The 17349-nt window shown below is 53.2% G+C and carries 14 protein-coding genes and 1 pseudogene; 5 read left to right on the top strand and 10 right to left on the bottom strand.

Annotated elements, in window-relative coordinates; genetic code table 11:
• Positions 1-20: 20 nt before the first annotated feature.
• Positions 21-2762 carry a preprotein translocase subunit SecA gene (secA, locus tag G506_RS0106740; RefSeq protein WP_028116194.1) on the top strand — a complete coding sequence of 914 codons (2742 nt, stop codon included), beginning with the start codon at positions 21-23 and terminating at the stop codon, positions 2760-2762.
• Between the two features lie 154 nt (positions 2763-2916).
• Positions 2917-3306: an 8-oxo-dGTP diphosphatase MutT gene (mutT, locus tag G506_RS0106735; protein WP_028116193.1), complete on the top strand. Its 390-nt coding sequence runs from the start codon at positions 2917-2919 to the stop codon at positions 3304-3306.
• On the opposite strand, the gene G506_RS0106730 is transcribed toward mutT, so the two are convergent.
• From G506_RS0106730 to G506_RS0106685, 10 genes and pseudogenes are all read right to left on the bottom strand, one after another.
• Positions 3242-4897, bottom strand: a complete 1656-nt coding sequence (locus tag G506_RS0106730; protein ID WP_028116192.1) for a PglL family O-oligosaccharyltransferase — start codon at positions 4895-4897, stop codon at positions 3242-3244. The two genes, mutT and G506_RS0106730, sit on opposite strands and share 65 nt — an antisense overlap.
• A gap of 2 nt (positions 4898-4899) precedes the next feature.
• Positions 4900-5118: a DNA gyrase inhibitor YacG gene (gene yacG / locus G506_RS0106725; protein WP_028116191.1), complete on the bottom strand. Its 219-nt coding sequence runs from the start codon at positions 5116-5118 to the stop codon at positions 4900-4902.
• Positions 5115-5864 (bottom strand): cell division protein ZapD, encoded by a 750-nt coding sequence (locus tag G506_RS0106720; RefSeq protein WP_028116190.1) that lies wholly within the window; start codon positions 5862-5864, stop codon positions 5115-5117. The genes yacG and G506_RS0106720 overlap by 4 nt, the downstream gene beginning before the upstream one ends.
• A gap of 10 nt (positions 5865-5874) precedes the next feature.
• Positions 5875-6483 carry a dephospho-CoA kinase gene (gene coaE / locus G506_RS0106715; RefSeq protein ID WP_028116189.1) on the bottom strand — a complete coding sequence of 203 codons (609 nt, stop codon included), beginning with the start codon at positions 6481-6483 and terminating at the stop codon, positions 5875-5877.
• Positions 6484-6486: 3 nt separating this feature from the next.
• The gene (locus tag G506_RS0106710; RefSeq protein WP_028116188.1) at positions 6487-7383 is read right to left on the bottom strand and encodes a prepilin peptidase; all 897 of its coding nucleotides are present in this window, start codon (positions 7381-7383) and stop codon (positions 6487-6489) included.
• Between the two features lie 52 nt (positions 7384-7435).
• Positions 7436-8719, bottom strand: a complete 1284-nt coding sequence (locus G506_RS0106705; RefSeq protein WP_035387095.1) for a type II secretion system F family protein — start codon at positions 8717-8719, stop codon at positions 7436-7438.
• A 52-nt stretch (positions 8720-8771) separates the two neighbouring features.
• Positions 8772-10295, bottom strand: a pseudogene (gene pilB / locus G506_RS19090) (type IV-A pilus assembly ATPase PilB); the annotation flags it as partial.
• 75 nt (positions 10296-10370) lie between these two features.
• On the bottom strand, positions 10371-10784 hold the full coding sequence (locus G506_RS0106695) for a pilin (protein ID WP_028116186.1): 414 nt from the start codon (positions 10782-10784) through the stop codon (positions 10371-10373).
• A gap of 842 nt (positions 10785-11626) precedes the next feature.
• Positions 11627-12475: a carboxylating nicotinate-nucleotide diphosphorylase gene (nadC, locus tag G506_RS0106690; protein WP_028116185.1), complete on the bottom strand. Its 849-nt coding sequence runs from the start codon at positions 12473-12475 to the stop codon at positions 11627-11629.
• Between the two features lie 3 nt (positions 12476-12478).
• On the bottom strand, positions 12479-12976 hold the full coding sequence (locus tag G506_RS0106685) for a retropepsin-like aspartic protease family protein (RefSeq protein ID WP_028116184.1): 498 nt from the start codon (positions 12974-12976) through the stop codon (positions 12479-12481).
• Between the two features lie 63 nt (positions 12977-13039).
• Between G506_RS0106685 and ampD the strand changes: the two genes are divergently transcribed.
• The 3 genes from ampD to aceE all read left to right on the top strand — a co-directional run bounded on the left by ampD (position 13040) and on the right by aceE (position 17340).
• Positions 13040-13591, top strand: a complete 552-nt coding sequence (ampD, locus tag G506_RS0106680; protein WP_028116183.1) for a 1,6-anhydro-N-acetylmuramyl-L-alanine amidase AmpD — start codon at positions 13040-13042, stop codon at positions 13589-13591.
• Positions 13592-13832: 241 nt separating this feature from the next.
• Positions 13833-14591 carry a pyruvate dehydrogenase complex transcriptional repressor PdhR gene (gene pdhR, locus G506_RS0106675; protein ID WP_028116182.1) on the top strand — a complete coding sequence of 253 codons (759 nt, stop codon included), beginning with the start codon at positions 13833-13835 and terminating at the stop codon, positions 14589-14591.
• Between the two features lie 73 nt (positions 14592-14664).
• Positions 14665-17340: a pyruvate dehydrogenase (acetyl-transferring), homodimeric type gene (aceE, locus tag G506_RS0106670; protein WP_028116181.1), complete on the top strand. Its 2676-nt coding sequence runs from the start codon at positions 14665-14667 to the stop codon at positions 17338-17340.
• Positions 17341-17349 lie beyond the last annotated feature (9 nt).

The raw sequence follows: 17349 nt of genomic DNA, 5'->3' as shown, positions 1-17349 counted from the left end.
TCAGTAGCGAAAGAAAAACGATGTTAGCGAAACTCCTCACCAAAATTTTTGGTAGCAAAAACGAACGTACTCTCAAGCAGATGCGCAAAGTGGTCGAGCGGATCAACGCCCTTGAGAGCGAGTGGGAGGCGTTGACTGATGAGCAGCTGCGTCAAATCACCGTAGAACTGAAACAGCGCGTAGCCAGCATTGATGATGGCGGCAAAGGCGAAAGCCTCGACAGCGTGTTGCCAGAAGCGTTTGCGACCGTTCGTGAAGCTTCCAAGCGGGTGTTTGGTATGCGTCACTTCGACGTGCAGCTGATTGGCGGCATGGTGCTGCAATCTGGTCGCATCGCCGAGATGCGTACCGGTGAAGGTAAAACGCTAACGGGTACCTTGCCGGCCTACTTGAACGCGCTGACCGGTCAAGGCGTGCACGTGATCACCGTCAACGACTACTTGGCCCGTCGTGATGCAGAGTGGAACCGCGCCCTGTTTGAATTCTTAGGCATGACCGTTGGCATTAACTTGTCCGGCATGAGCTCACAGCAGAAGCAAGCCGCTTACGCTTGTGACATCACCTACGGCACCAACAACGAATTTGGTTTCGATTACCTGCGTGACAACATGGCGTTCTCCGCCCAAGAGCGCGTGCAGCGTGAACTGAACTACGCGGTGATCGATGAGGTGGACTCGATTCTGATCGATGAAGCTCGTACCCCGCTGATCATCTCCGGCGCCGCCGAAGACTCTTCCGATCTGTATATCCGTGTGAATACCTTGATTCCGAAACTGATCAAGCAGGATAAGGAAGACACCGAAGAGGAGATCGGCGAAGGCGATTACAGCGTCGACGAAAAAGCCAAACAGGTGCACATGACCGAACGCGGTCAGGAGAAAGTTGAGCAGTTGCTGATGGAGATCGGCCTGCTGCCAGAAGGTGACTCGCTCTACAGCGCCACCAATATCTCCTTGCTGCACCATGTTAACGCGGCGCTGCGTGCTCATACCCTGTTTGAAAAAGACGTGGACTACATCATCGATGACCAAGGTCAGGTGGTGATCGTGGACGAACACACCGGCCGTACCATGGCAGGTCGGCGCTGGTCTGATGGTTTGCACCAAGCGGTGGAAGCCAAAGAGGGCGTTAAGATCCAGAACGAGAACCAGACTCTGGCGTCGATCACCTTCCAGAACTACTTCCGGATGTACAACCGTCTGGCCGGTATGACCGGTACCGCCGATACCGAAGCGTTTGAATTCCAAAGCATCTACGGCCTCGACACCGTGGTGATCCCAACCAACAAGCCGATGATCCGTAATGACATGGCTGACTTGGTGTACCTGACCGCTGAAGAGAAGTACGAAGCGATCATCGCCGACATTCGTGACTGCATCGAGCGCGGCCAGCCAGCACTGGTGGGCACCATCTCGATCGAAGCGTCTGAGTACCTGTCGCAGTTGCTGAAGAAAGCCAAGATCAAGCACAGCGTTCTGAATGCCAAGTTCCACGAACAAGAAGCGCAGATCGTCGCTGATGCTGGTCGTGCTGGTGCCATCACCATCGCCACCAACATGGCTGGCCGGGGTACCGATATCGTGCTAGGTGGCTCGTTGCAAGCGGAACTGGACGCGCTGCCAGAGAGCGCCACTGACGAGCAAAAAGCTAAGATCAAAGCGGATTGGCAAGAACGTCACGACGCGGTATTGGCGGCGGGTGGTTTGCACATCATCGCTACCGAGCGTCACGAGTCCCGTCGTATCGATAACCAGCTGCGTGGCCGTTCTGGTCGTCAGGGTGATGCTGGTTCGTCCCGCTTCTACTTGTCGATGGAAGACAGCCTGATGCGTATTTTCGCCTCGGATCGCGTTTCCGGGATGATGAAAAAGCTGGGGATGGAGCGCGGTGAAGCGATCGAGCACCCATGGGTTAACCGCGCTATCGAAAACGCCCAGCGTAAGGTAGAAGCGCGTAACTTCGATATTCGTAAGCAACTGCTGGAATACGATGATGTCGCCAACGATCAGCGTCAGGTGGTGTACGCCCAGCGTAACGAACTGATGGATGGCGATGACATCAACGATACCATCTTGGCGGTACGTGAAAGCGTGCTGACCGATGTGGTTGGCCAATACATTCCGCCACAATCGGTGGAAGAGTTGTGGGACGTACCGGGCTTGGAAGAGCGTCTGGCTAACGACTTCGATCTGAAACTGCCAATTCAGCAGTGGCTGGATGAAGAAGACGATCTGCACGAAGACACGCTGGTTGAGCGCATCGTTGAGTCTTGGGATGCCGCTTACCAGCTGAAAGAAGAGCAGGTCGGCGCCAGCGTGCTGCGTCAGTTTGAAAAAGTAGTGATGCTGCAGACCCTCGATAACCTGTGGAAAGATCACCTGGCGGCGATGGATCACCTGCGTCAAGGGATCCACCTGCGTGGTTACGCGCAGAAGAACCCGAAACAGGAGTACAAGCGCGAGTCGTTTGAACTGTTCCAAGGGATGCTGGAAACCCTGAAAGCTGATGTGATCAGCCTGCTGTCGAAGATCAAGGTGCAAGCGCAAGCGGACGTTGATGAGATGGAAGCCAAGCGTCGCCGTGAAGAGGAAGCACTGGCTCGTCAACGTGAGTTTGAGCATCAGCAAGCCCAAGGCCAATTGGCGCAACAGTCCAGCGAACCGCAGCAAGTGGAGCGTGATGGTCCGAAAGTAGGCCGTAATGAACCATGCCCATGTGGCTCTGGCATGAAGTACAAGCAGTGCCACGGTAAACTGAACTGATTCAGTAGCTTGAAAGCAAAGGGTGACTTAAGGTCACCCTTTTCTTTTGCCGCAGGCAAAAGGGAAGAGGCAGAGAACAGCAGTTATTAGCAATTAGTTGTCAGTGATTAGTTAAAGCGATAGAGCAGAAGCGGAAGCGGGTATTCGAGACGGTATGAAGATTATCAATGTGGCGATTGCGGTGGTGTTTCAGGATAACCACGTATTAGTGGCTCTGCGCCACCCTGAGCAGCATCAGGGCGGCTTGTGGGAGTTTCCTGGAGGTAAAGTGGAGGCCAACGAAACCTTTGCTCAGGCGGCGATTAGAGAGCTTGCTGAGGAAGTTGGGGTTATCGCCCCAAGCGCCGAGCTTATTTGGCAAACCAGCCACGATTACGGCGATCGCCAAGTGAATCTGCAGGCCTTTGCGGTGCGCCAGTGGCAGGGACAACCGCAAAGCAACGAGGGCAACCCACTCCAATGGGTTGCCCTCGATAAACTCAGTGAGCTTGAGATGCCAGCGGCGAATCAGCCGCTGCTGCAACTTTTGGCCGCAACGATTTAGCGGTGGGATAGAGGTAGCGACCACGTTCGGCAGTTTGTTGCATCAGTTCGGTTTGCCCAGTGGTTGCATAAGCGTTTGCCAGCAACACAAAGGCACCAACCGATGGCCGCTGTTCGACTTCATCTTGCAGTAACTCAATTGCCACTGGCGCTGCTTGTGGATCGCCGCTTTTTAATAGTGCTTCGGCCAATAGCATATTCAGCAGGCTGGGCTGCATAAACGGATTGACCAGTCGCTGTAACTGCTGAACTTGCTGAGTTTTAATAAAGTCATGAGCCACCGTCATGGCATGCAGGTTGGTCAGCATCAATGCGCTGGTTAGCACCACGCTTAAACCGACAATGAACTTAGGCAGTATTTGCAATGGGTTGTTAAAGCCAATCGTCCGAACGGATGCGGTCGGAGTGGCGGCGACGATTAATAGTGACAATACCGCCAAATGAGCAACCGAATGGTACAGCGGATATTCGGTTTGGGTGTGCAAAATAATCGGAATGGTGCACAGCCACATCGCGTGATTAAAGCGATCGCCACGGCGCCAGACATGAACGCTAAACCACAGCGCAAATGCTAATAATGCCATGACTGGCAGTAATCCGGCCTCTACCCCCCAGAACAGCAATTCATTATGCGGGTGAGTGGATATCTGGGTCATCATCGGCGTGGATGGGTCTTGCTGATAGGCGTCAGCCAGTTTTTCGGTATAAACCGATGGGAAGCTGCCGATGCCATGGCCGAGCAATGGCTTCTCGGCAATCAGTTCAAAGCTCTGGCTGTATAGCGTGGTGCGATAGCCGGGCTTATCCAGTTGGCCGCGGCCTTCGACGGTTAAGGTGCTTTGCAGCGCTAAGGCGGCCAAAACCCCCAAAGTGATGCTGCTTAGGGTGTACTTGTTGGTGCTCGCGCTTCGTAGCAACCATAACAGGCCCATGGTGACCGCAACGGCAGCCAGTACTCCGGTGCGCGACATCACCAGATAAAGCACAGTGCTGTGCAGCAGGATATTGGCCGACAGGGCGATTTTCAGCTTTGGGGAAGCTTGGTTCAGCTGCCAGATACACAGTGCCAGTGACGTACTTAATAACGAGGCTAATACGTTGGGCTGGTAGAAGCTGCCAACCGGCCGATGGTTTTTAATCGCTAAAAACCACTCTGGCTGCAAGAACTGGGCAAGGCCAACTAGCGCTTGCAGGGTGGAGCCGAGGATCAGTAGCCACAGCAGCAGATTCAGCAATTTTTGTTTATTAAATTGCACTAGAGCGACGGTCAGTGCCCACCAACCGAGGATGCCAAACAGACGGACGGTGCCGCTGTAGTTGCTGTCAGACCACAGGTAAGGCAACAACAGTGTTAAGCAGACTAGTGAGAAACCACTGAGCACCGTATTCCACTGCAGTTGCTGGCGGTTGATGATGGTAAACCAACCAACGGCGGCGATCAGGCTGATGCTGATCCAGCTGCTGTTGTTGTTGGCGACATACAGCCCGGCACCACCGGCGTTAGGTTGAAAGTAATGCATCGCCAGCAGCAATAGGCTGGCCCAAGCGGCTACCATCCAGCTGGCATTTTTCTCATCCTTGAGATTTAACATCGTTAGTGCTCTTGTTGGTCGTTATCGTTTAAGAAAAAGTCCGGCTCGCTGATATCAAACTCATCCGGCAGTTCGGTCTTGCCGGGAATAGCATGGCGTTCGTCGGCCCATTCGCCCAGATCGATTAACTTACAGCGTTCGCTGCAAAATGGTCGGAATGTTGAGTCGCTAACCCACGGCACATCGGCGTCGCAGGTTGGGCACTTAACGATTAAGGTCATTGTTGCTCCAAAGAGAGGGACAGTTGCAACGGCAGGTTGCGATGGTCAGATTTGCCAGTATCGGCATTGACCAGATGAATGGTAAAACGGTTACGGTGGGCGCTGATGGCCGGATAAACCCGATGTTCAGCGGGAATACGTACCCGTAATAGATCGATGTTGTGTTCCGCAGTCGCTTGATAACAGCCGGACATCGCCAAGGAGTCCTGCCAATGGCCGCTGCTGCGCAATAGCTCCAACATGCGGCTGATGGTATCAGTATAAGGCTGCAATAGCTTTAGCCATGCTAGCGCTTGCTGCTGGCGCTGCTCTAGCGGCTGCGCTAACCAAAAGTGCAGTAGTGGCAGATCAAAGCTGCCGCAACCGCCGGGAATGGTTAACCGCTGTCGCAGCGCCGCTAACAAATTATCGGTTTTTAGTTCAGCGGTGGGGCGGGCTTGTTGCTGTAGCTGCTGTTGATTGCCGGTTAGCAGCTCAGCGAAACTGGCCAACTGCTGTTGATCGACCCCGGGATATTGACGCCAGCGCTCAATATTTTGCAGTTGTTTGTCGATATCCTTGAGCAGATCGCTGCGCAGATCGGCGCGATCGACCAGCTCCATCAGCTCAAACAGGGATCGAAAAAACGCCAACTCACCATGGGCAAGTTGGAATGGTTGGTGCGCTTGCACCTGCTGGGTAACCGCCTCAATCCGCAAGTAGCTGCGGATTTTTTCATTTAACGGTTGTTCAAACAGCAACCACATTCGTCGTCGTTCAGTTCTCGCTTAACGCCAGATATTGTTGATGCAATCGCAGCACTTGGCTGTCGAGCTCGGCAATATCGCCACTGTTGTCGATGATATCATCCGCCCGTGCCAATCGCTGTGCTCGTGAGATCTGACTGTCGATGATTTTGTTGACCAAACTCGGATTATTGTTATCGCGAGCGCAAGTGCGGTCGATCTGGGTTTGACGATCGACATCGATCACCAAGATCCGTGCCACCAGTTGATGCATATCGCCCTCCAGCAGCAGCGGCACCACCAGCAGTACATAGGGGCTACTGGCGGCCTGGCATTGGCTAATGGCTTCGGCTTGGATCAGCGGATGCAATAGTTGATTTAGCCACTGACGCTGCGATTCATCGGTAAATACCCGCTGTCGCAGCGCGGCGCGATCCAGTTGGCCATCGCTGGTTAATAGTTCTGGGCCAAAGTGCTCGATGATGGCGGCAAGGCCAAGGGTGTTTGGCTGCACTACTTGGCGGGCGATAAGGTCGGTATCAACCACAGTTATGCCAAGAGCGGCAAAGCGATCGCTGACCTGAGTCTTGCCCGAGCCGATACCACCGGTGAGGCCGATAATCAGTTTATTGCTGTCCATTGGTTACAGACCCAACATCGAATGCCAGTACCAATCGATCAGTTGTTCACCGCAGAACAGGTAGGCTAAGCCACCAAGGATGATCCATGGCCCAAACGGCATCGGCTTGCCTTTGCCAAGTTTGGCTAAAGCGGTCAGGGCAATACCAACAATGGCGCCGCCGATGGAGGAGAGCAAAATAATCGGCAGCAGTGCCTGCCAACCAAACCAAGCGCCAAACATCGCCAGCAGCTTAAAATCGCCATAGCCCATCCCCTCTTTGCCGGTCAGTAGCTTAAAGCCCTGAAACACCGACCACAGCGACAGATAGCCAAACACACAACCCAGCACCGCATCGGTCAGTGCGACAAAGCCATGATTAAGGTTAACCAGCAGCCCCAACCATAGCAGCGGCAAGGTTAGGCTGTCTGGCAGCAGCATCTTGTCAAAATCGATTGCGGCCAGTGCCACTAAGCCAAAGGCCAACAGCCACGTTGGCCAAAACAGTTCGGTTGGCCCCAGTTTAATGGCGATAGCTAAGCACAGCAGCGCGGTGCCCAGTTCCACCAATGGATAGCGCACCGAGATTGGGCTGTGACAGTGGTGGCATTTACCGCCTTGCAGCAGATAACTGACTAGTGGAATGTTGCGCCAAGCGGGAATCGCAGTTTGGCAGTGCGGGCAGTTGCTGCCTGGTACCAGCAGGTTATAGCGGGCTGGCCATGAATCATGTGGGGCGGCGACCTTGATCCCTTCGGCACTTAAGCCGTCGATGCACTCGGCACGCCATTGACGCTCCATCATGATCGGCAGCCGGTGGATAACCACATTTAAGAAGCTACCAACAATAAGGCTGACGGCGGTCACCGTCAGCCAGAATAGCCAAGGATATTGGCCAAAAAGCTCGTTCCAAATTGCCATTTACTGCTTTTAATTCAAAAGTTAGCGGGTTTCGTTGATTCTACCGCAGCGGCTAACCAACCACGTTACCCATCTCGAAGATTGGCAGATACATCGCCACCACCAGGCCACCGACCAGAGTGCCCAGTACCACCATCAGCAGCGGTTCAATCAGGGTTGATAGGCCATCAACCGCATCATCAACCTCCATCTCAAAGATGTTGGCCACTTTATTGAGCATATCATCGAGGGCCCCGGATTCTTCGCCGATCATCACCATCTGCGTCACCATATCAGGGAACAGATTAACGGTCTGCATCGCCACATTCATCTGCAAGCCGGAGATCACCTCTTCGCGCATCTTTAAGATCGCCTTGCGATAAACCGCATTACCGGAAGCGCCAGCCGAGGCTTCCAAGCCTTCAACCAATGGCACACCCGCAGCAAAGGTGGTGGCAAGGGTACGGGCAAATTTGGCCATCGCCCCTTTATGCAGAATATTGCCAACAATCGGCAGTTTTAGGGTTAGCGCATCCAATTGGTCACGAAACTTGGCAGAATTTCGATGGCTGCGAACAAACATCCACACGGCAATGACGCTGATGCCGAAAAAGTAATACCAACTGCTTTGCAGGAAGCGCGAGATATTGATAACGATCTGGGTAAAGGCGGGTAGTTCGGCACCGAAGTCATTGAAAATAGATTCAAATTGCGGCACCACAAACAGCAGCAGTAGCAAGGTTACGCCGATAGCAACGGTGACCACCGCCGCCGGATAGAACATCGCTTTTTTGATCTTTGATTTCAGCGCTTCCGATTTTTCGCGATAGGTGGCGATGCGGTCAAACACCTTATCCAAGGTACCGGATTGTTCACCGGCGGCAACCAAGTCGCAGTACAGTTCATCAAAATAGAGTCGGTGCGGTCGCAGCGCCTGCGCCACCGGGGTACCGGCTTGGATCTCATCCAAAATCTCCCCCAGCAGTTTGCGCATCGATTCGTTGCCATGACCTTTAGCGACCATTTCCAAACCGGTGACCAGTGGCACCCCCGCTTGCAGCATGGTGGCGATCTGGCGGGTGACTACCGCAATGTCTTTAGAGGTGATTTTGGCTTTTTTCTGAAACAGCGATTTGGGCTTTTTAACCACCTTGGTTGGGGTAACCCCCTGCTTGCGCAAAATCGCTTTGACTTCATTGGCGCTTGCGCCGCGCATTTCGCCCTTGATCGGGCTGCCTTTTTGATTTTTTCCCGCCCAAACAAATTCGACCACTTCGGCTTTTTGTTTGCGATCCAATTTGGCTTTTTTCTGTTTACGCTGATCCGCGCTGCTGCGGGCTTGAAATAACTGCGCCATCGAGCAAATCCTTATGCTTGGTGCTTATTTTTACGACTAATTGTTAACAAGATCAGTGACTGGTTACCCGGTTAACTTCCGCCAGCGAGGTGACGCCGTCAATCACTTTTTGTAGACCGGCTTCGCGGATGGTGGTCATGCCATCCTGTTTGGCTTGCTTAGCCAGGTCGATGGCGCTGCCGCCATCCATAATCAGTGATGCCAGTGCCGGAGTCATCTTTAGCATCTCATACAGGCCAACCCGACCTTTGTAGCCGCCGTTGCAGTTATCGCAGCCAACCGCTTTGTAACAGGTAAAGTCGGTGGCGATCTGCTCTTGGCTAAAGCCCTCTTGCAGCAGTTCGGCGGCGGGGATCGACTCTGGTGCTTTGCAGCTAGGGCACAATTTGCGGCCCAAGCGCTGGGCGATAATCAAGCTGACTGAGCTGGCGATATTATACGCTGGAACCCCCATATTCAGCAGACGAGTCAAGGTTTCTGGGGATGAATTGGTGTGCAAGGTGCTCATCACCATATGGCCGGTTTGCGCTGCTTTTACCGCAATTTCAGCGGTTTCCAAGTCGCGGATCTCACCCACCATCACAATGTCGGGATCCTGACGCAGGAACGATCGCAGCGCCTCGGCAAAGCCCAAGCCGGCCTTGGGGTGGATCTGTACTTGGTTGATGCCGGGCAAGTTGATCTCGACCGGATCTTCGGCGGTGGAGATATTACGCTCTTCGGTATTTAAGATATTCAGGCCGGTATACAGTGATACCGTCTTACCCGAGCCGGTGGGACCGGTAACCAGAATCATCCCCTGCGGTTTTTGCAGATTATCTTGGTAGAGCTTTTTTTGGGCTTCGCTAAAGCCCAAGATATCGATATTCAGATTGGCGGCGGAAGAGTCAAGAATACGCATCACGATCTTCTCGCCAAACAGGGTTGGCAGCACCGATACCCGAAAATCGACCATCTTTTTATTGCCGACCCGAAGCTTGATCCGACCATCCTGCGGCAACCGTCGCTCGGCGATATCCAGCTTCGACATCACCTTAATTCGCGCCGATATGCGCGGCCCTAGCCCCTGCGGCGGTGAAGCGATGGTGCTGAGCATGCCGTCGATGCGAAAACGGACTCGGTATTGATCTTCGTAGGGTTCAAAGTGCAGATCCGAGGCGCCCTTGCGGATCGCTTCGGTCATCAGTTTGTTGATAAACACCACCACTGGGGCATCATCAGCGGAACTTCCCTGTGCTTCCTCTTTAACTTCGGTTTCGGCGGCGTCGATGCCCGCAAGACGCTGTTCATCCTCTTCGGTGATCTCTAGGCTATCGATCTCGCCTTCAAGGATCCTGTCGATCACTTTATCCAGTGCATCTTGCACCACGATAATTGGCTCAACATGAATGCCGTGGTTGAACTGGAACTCTTCAAGGGCAACGAGATTGTTGGGATCGGAGATGGCGAGCAGGAGGCGGTTGTTGCGCTTGCGCAGGGGCAGGCAGCGGTGTTTTTCGATGAGCTTACTGTTAATAAGCTCATCGGAAATTATTGTCGTATCCAGACAGGATATGTCTATGAAAGGCAGACCGAAGGAACTACTTATCTTATTCATTTTCATGTAGCCCGAGAAAGTTATCTCGGGCTTTATAAATTCTTCTTGCCCTATTTAATCACAAGGATTGAATTTTGCAATTTGACCTGATGAGCCTGAAATTGAACAGCTCCAAATGCCTGTGGTTGCAGCTCTGGTTAGTGTAATGAAGTCATTTTCTACAATAGCGTTTACATTTTTCAGTGTGCACTTCAGCGAGCCATCAGCAGTAGCAGTTCCATTCACAACATCAATATCACAGTAGGTTCCAGTTGTGCCTGAAATTACCTCATCAGGATCGGTTCCTTCATTCTTGGCGATTTCGAATGCAGTTTTGTATGGAGAAATCTCGGCAAACGCTGCATTGACTTGCGACTTCACGGTGTAATCCTGATAAGCAGGGATCGCGATTGCCGCCAAAATACCGATAATGGCCACTACGATCATCAGTTCGATCAGAGTGAAACCCTGTTGTGCTTTCCGTTTCATCTTTGTATCTCCGTATATGAGAATCGACATTGGCCTGTGAATCTTATTGCGGCCCCATAAAAAAAATTGGGTTTGGTGGCCAAGTGCAGCGCCAGTGTACTTTACTAATATTGCCCGCCGAATGGTAACGAACATTGCTGTACTCGCTTGGTGTTGCAGCCCCTTCATTGATGGCAACAACCTAACCGAAGTTAGTACAGGATTTAGTCTATGCAACTAATGTTGCTAACACAACCGTTACCTGCTGTTTTATTTAAGTAATTTTTTTGGTCAAAGCATCGTCAAAAAGGTGACTTTGGCTGGATTTTTGACCATTTTGGCTCGCTGAATTGGTGTCAGATTGTTGCAGAAAAGAGATGGTGCAATCATTGCAACTGGTTGCAGTGACGGATGATTTGCGTGAGGTCAATTCAAGACTAGGGCGTGTTGACCTTTGCTGTATATTTTTGCGCCCATTCTTGGCTGCTTTTTAAAGCAAAATGAAATTGGCTGGTTTGTTTTGCTGTTCCGAGGTTACTGCGGGGGCGCCTTGTAGGGTCGGACTAGCAGCTGTCACTCTTCGTCATACGATTTCGACGTAGAGCCCTGATTTTGATTTCAGAAGAGAGGGCCTTCAATCGCAATCCTCGATTAACAGCTGCTATCCTCGACCAAATTCTGAACACCAAACGTCAACACGCCCTAATATTGAACGACAATATTGGCAAAGAGGATTCGGGTTAAATTACCGTTGGAATTGCATGATAAGAAAAAATAAAGCCGCAATAAGTTAACGAATTGAATCACCAACTGATCGCGGCTTGAAATAACGCCAATTCAACAGCGGACTTTTTTACTAGCAACTAGCGAAAGCGCATCGACAGATCCATCGCTTTAACGTGCTTGGTCAGGGCGCCAACCGAAATAAAATCCACCCCAGTTCGGGCGAAATCAGCGATGGTGTCGATGGTGACATTGCCGGACACTTCCAGTTTGGCTTTAGCGCCATGCTGGTTATTGATGGCGACCGCTTCAGTCATCATGGTGACATCGAAGTTATCCAACATAATGATGTCGGCACCGGCCACCAAAGCCGCATCTAGCTCCGCCAGATTTTCCACTTCCACCTCTACTGGTGCTTGCGGTTTTAACCGCCGCGCCGCGGCGATGGCGGCAGCGATGCCACCACAAGCGGCGATGTGGTTTTCCTTAATAAGAAAAGCGTCAAACAACCCGATGCGATGGTTTTTGCCACCGCCGCAGGTAACCGCGTATTTTTGCGCGGTGCGTAGCCCCGGAATGGTCTTGCGGGTATCCAGTAAGCGGCAGTGGGTGCCTTGCAGTTTGCAGCTGTAACGATGCACCACGGTGGCAACCCCAGATAGGGTTTGGATAAAGTTCAGCGCGGTGCGTTCGCCGGTAAGCAGAATTCGCGCAGGGCCGGCCAGTTCCACCAAGGTTTGGTTAGGCACCACCAGATCGCCATCATCGACATGCCAGTGCAGTGCCACATCGCCACCAAGCTGGTTAAACACCTGTTCTACCCATGCTTTGCCGCAGAAGATCCCGTGTTCGCGGGTGATCACCGTGGCCTCGCTGTAGCGATCGGCGGGGATCAATTGGGCGGTGATATCGCCGTCGGTGGCATTAAGACCGCCAAGGTCTTCGTTCAAAGCGGCGGCGACGGTGATGCGAATGTCATTTTCCAGCATTGGCTAGTACTTCCTTAGCGTCAATGTATTTCCCCGTTGAACCAGCTCCAGATCTTTTAGGGCATTCATCCCCAACAAAATGGTATCGCCGGTCAATCCCGGATTTAGGTGTGCGGCCAGATCATACATGGTCAGGCCGCCGATAGAGAGGGTATCGATGCGAGTTTGCCGCACCTGCACCAAGCCGTTTGCGGTGCTGACCATCGACGCCGCGCCCGCCTGCAATTGCAACTGCTGCGCCAGATGGGCTGGTACCGAAATTTGGGTGGCACCGGTATCCAGCAGCAAGGTCACTGGCTCGCCATTGATGGTGGCGCTGGTGACGTAGTGGCCACGGGCGTTTTGCTTAAGCGTCAGCGTTTGTTGGCTAAATTGCGGCTGCTGGTTGGGGTTGTATTGACGTTCGATCTTGTTATCGAAATAGAGATACAACAGTGCTGCCAGTGCCACCCATGCTAATACCAACATCAGTTTGCCCGCAGGCTTCGGTGAGTCATTCATAGGTTGCTGATACACTTAGCCGTAATCATTTTCGTAGTATGTGGTAACGCCACTGGATTTGCCATGCGGTTAGAACCTTTCGGGCGCTGGTTTGAACAGGCGCAACATCGATTTAGCGGCTTTGCCGGAGCGCGGCCCAAGTCAATCAGTCTGTTGGTGATCCACAACATCAGTTTGCCGCCGCAACTTTACGGCGCCCCTTATATCGATCAGCTGTTTCTGGGCTGTGTGCAAACCGATTACCCGATTCTGGCGTCGGTTAAAGGGCTGCAAGTGTCGGCCCACCTATTGATCCGTCGCGATGGTCAGGCGATCCAATATGTGCCGTTTGACCGACGGGCTTGGCATGCGGGGATCAGCTGTTTTGCTGGCGAAGACAACTGTAACGATTACGCCATTGGTATCGAGTTGGAAGGCAGCGATCAGTACCCCTACAGCGACAGCCAATATCAGCAGTTAGCTGCGATAACCATCGAGCTGCAACGCCATTATCCGGCCATCAGTAGTGATCGTATCGTTGGTCACTGCGATATCGCTCCCGGCCGCAAGACAGATCCCGGCGAGGCTTTCGATTGGAGCTATTTTCGTCAGCTATTGCAGCGGCTTAGGGGCTAAAATAGCCCGAGTTGCTGAGTCGTATTCAGTGTTGCTGCTGACGCAGTTTTAACCACCTTGGCGCACTGATCACCCTCAATAACCAATAAAATATCGATTATTTCAAACAACTGGAATGACCTGTGACTGCCGTCAAATAAATTGCGTCGCAGTTCTGATAGTTGTTATATTTCTCCATCAATGGATATTGGTAATACCAATTTACCTGCTCGCCCTACCTACAAGAACGGAACTTGCAACAATGTCTTATCGACGCATTAGCCAACCCAAATTATCCGACATCATCATGAAGGAACTGGAAAAGATGGTGCTGGAGGGCAGCCTAAAGCCGGGGCAAAAGCTGCAACCGGAGCGCGAGCTGGCGGTCAAATTTGAAGTGTCGCGGCCATCGCTGCGCGAGGCGATCCAAAAACTGGAAGCCAAGGGGGTGCTGTACCGTCGTCAAGGTGGCGGCACCTATGTCCGCGAACAACTGTGGAACAGCCTATCTGATCCGCTGGTTGAGTTGCTGGGCAACAACCCAGAGAGCCAATACGACCTACTTGAGTTCCGTCACGCCACCGAGGGGATGATGGCCTATTACGCGGCACTGCGTGGCACCAATGCCGATCACGAGCAGCTGCGTAGCCGCATGAACCGGATCAAAGAGGTGCAGGGCAACCCGCAGCAAGAAGCGCAAGCGATCGTTGATTTTCATCGTACCGTCGCCGAAGCCTGCCACAACGTGGCGATGCTGCATTTGGTGCTAAGCCTGTCGCCACTGCTGGAACGCAATGTCGAGCAAAACCTACAACTGCTTTATCGTCGCGAGGGGTCCTCGGATGTCGCCAACATCCATCGGGAAGCCTTGCTGGACGCCATTTTAAAACGCGAGCCAGAACTGGCTCGCCGTGCTTCTAACGATCACCTTGCCTATATCGAAGAGGTGACGTTGGAGGTGCGTCGAGAGGATAGCCGTCAGCAGCGCAGTTTGCGACGGATGCGCAACGACCACGCATAGCACCATGTCGTAACACTGACATACCAGCCGAGGACATGGCTGCTTTGCAAAGAAGATAATTCAGGGAGAATCGATGTCAGATCCAAGTTTAACCACCGCCAATCACGACGTTGATGCACAAGAAACCGCCGAGTGGCTTGAAGCGCTGCAGGCGGTTTTAGCGGAAGATGGGGTAGAGCGCGCCAAATATCTGCTGGAGCAGATGATCACCAAGGCGCGCAATGAAGGGGTGGCGTTGCCGACCGGCATCACCAGTAACTACATCAACACCATTGCCCCGTCGGCGGAGCCGGCCTATCCCGGCGACATCAGCATTGAACGGCGGATCCGTTCCATCGTCCGTTGGAACGCGATTATGATCGTCCTGCGAGCCTCGAAAAAGGGGCTCGATTTGGGCGGTCATATGGCATCTTATCAATCGGCGGCGGCGTTTTACGAAGTCGGCTTTAACCACCTGTTCCGCGCCCCCAACGCCAAAGATGGCGGCGACTTGGTGTACTACCAAGGCCATATCTCTCCGGGCATTTACGCCCGCGCCTTTATGGAAGGGCGGTTAACCGCAGAGCAGCTAGATAACTTCCGCCAAGAGGTTGATGGCAACGGGATCTCCTCCTACCCCCACCCGAAACTGATGCCAACCTTTTGGCAATTCCCGACGGTCTCGATGGGCCTTGGTCCAATCGCCGCCATCTATCAGGCGCGGTTCCTGAAATACCTCGAAGGCCGCGGCCTAAAAGACACCTCGGAACAGCGAGTTTACGCCTATTTGGGTGATGGCGAGATGGATGAGCCAGAATCCCGTGGCGCGCTGTCGTTTGCCGCCCGTGAAGGGCTGGATAACCTCTGCTTTTTGATCAACTGCAACCTGCAGCGACTCGACGGCCCTGTGATGGGCAATGGCAAGATCATTCAAGAACTTGAAGGCTTGTTCAAAGGCGCCGGTTGGAATGTGGTGAAAGTGATCTGGGGCAGTGGCTGGGACAAACTGCTGGCTAAAGACACCACCGGTAAGCTGCTGCAGTTGATGAACGAAACCATCGACGGCGACTACCAAACCTACAAGTCGAAAAACGGCGCTTACGTGCGAGAGCATTTTTTCGGTCGTTACCCAGAAACCGCGGCGCTGGTGGCGGACATGACCGACGATGAAATTTTCGCGTTGCAACGTGGTGGTCATAGCCCATCGAAGTTGTATGCGGCCTATAAAAACGCCATGGATACCAAAGGCAAGCCAACGGTGATCCTGGCCAAGACCGTCAAAGGTTACGGCATGGGTAAGGCGGCGGAGGGGATGAACATCGCCCACCAAGTGAAGAAGATGGATATGTCGCACGTCACCCATCTACGTGATCGTCTAGGCCTTAAAGAGCTGGTTAGCGATGAACAAGTCGGTGAACTGCCATACCTAACCTTGGCGGAAGGCTCAGCCGAACACACCTATTTGCATCAGCGCCGTCAAGCACTGCATGGCTACACTCCACAGCGACTGCCAAACTTTACTCAGGTGTTAGAACTGCCAGCACTGGACAGTTTCCAAACCTTGCTGGATGAGCAAAAGCGTGAGATCTCAACCACCATGGGCTTTGTCCGTGCGCTGAATCTGCTGTTGAAAGACAAAGCGATTGGCCAGCATATTGTGCCGATCGTCGCTGACGAAGCTCGTACCTTTGGTATGGAAGGGTTGTTCCGCCAGATTGGCATCTACAACCCGAAAGGGCAGGAGTACACCCCGCAGGATCGCGATGTGGTTTCTTACTACAAAGAGGCGACCTCCGGCCAAGTGCTGCAAGAGGGCATTAACGAGCTGGGCGCCATGTCTTCATGGGTGGCGGCGGCGACCTCTTACAGCACCAACGATCTACCGATGATCCCGTTCTACATCTACTACTCGATGTTCGGCTTCCAGCGGGTTGGTGATATGGCGTGGATGGCAGGGGATCAACAAGCTCGTGGTTTCTTGCTGGGTGCCACTGCTGGCCGCACGACCCTGAACGGCGAAGGCTTACAGCACGAAGACGGTCACAGCCACATTCTGGCTAACACGGTACCGAACTGCATCTCCTACGATCCGACCTACGCCTATGAAGTGGCGGTGATCATCCAAGATGGCCTGCGGCGGATGTATGGCGAGCAGGAGAACGTGTTCTACTACCTGACCCTGATGAATGAAAACTACGCCCAGCCAGCGATGCCAACTGGGGCGGAAGAGGGCATTCGTCGCGGCATCTACTCGCTGAAAACGGTTGCTGGCAGTAAAGCGCAGGTGCAGCTGCTGAGCTCCGGCACCATCATGACCCAAGTGCTGGAAGCAGCGCAGATCCTCAAAGCCGATTACGACATCGGCAGCGAGATCTTCTCGGTGACCTCGTTTAACGAGCTGACTCGCGACGGCCAAGCGGTGCAGCGCTGGAATATGCTGCATCCCACCAGCGAGCCGCAAACCCCATATGTGGCGACCGTGCTGGCTGATAAGCCAACCATCGCCGCGACCGACTACATGAAGAACTACGCCGAGCAGATCCGTGGCTTCCTGCCGACTGCCAGCTATCGGGTGCTGGGCACCGACGGTTTTGGCCGCTCCGACAGCCGCGCCAATCTGCGCCGTCACTTCGAGGTGAACGCCCATTATGTGGTGGTGGCGACCTTGGCGGAATTGGCACAGCAGGGCCAGATTGACCAGCAAGTAGTGGCGGATGCCATTACTAAGTTCGGCATCAATCCAGACAAACTCAATCCACTGAACGCATAAGGGAAAGCA

This window comes from Ferrimonas senticii DSM 18821, from assembly GCF_000422665.1.
Lineage (GTDB): Bacteria > Pseudomonadota > Gammaproteobacteria > Enterobacterales > Shewanellaceae > Ferrimonas > Ferrimonas senticii.
The sequence above is the reverse complement of the archived record's forward strand: the minus strand, read 5'-3'. Positions and strand labels throughout refer to the sequence as shown.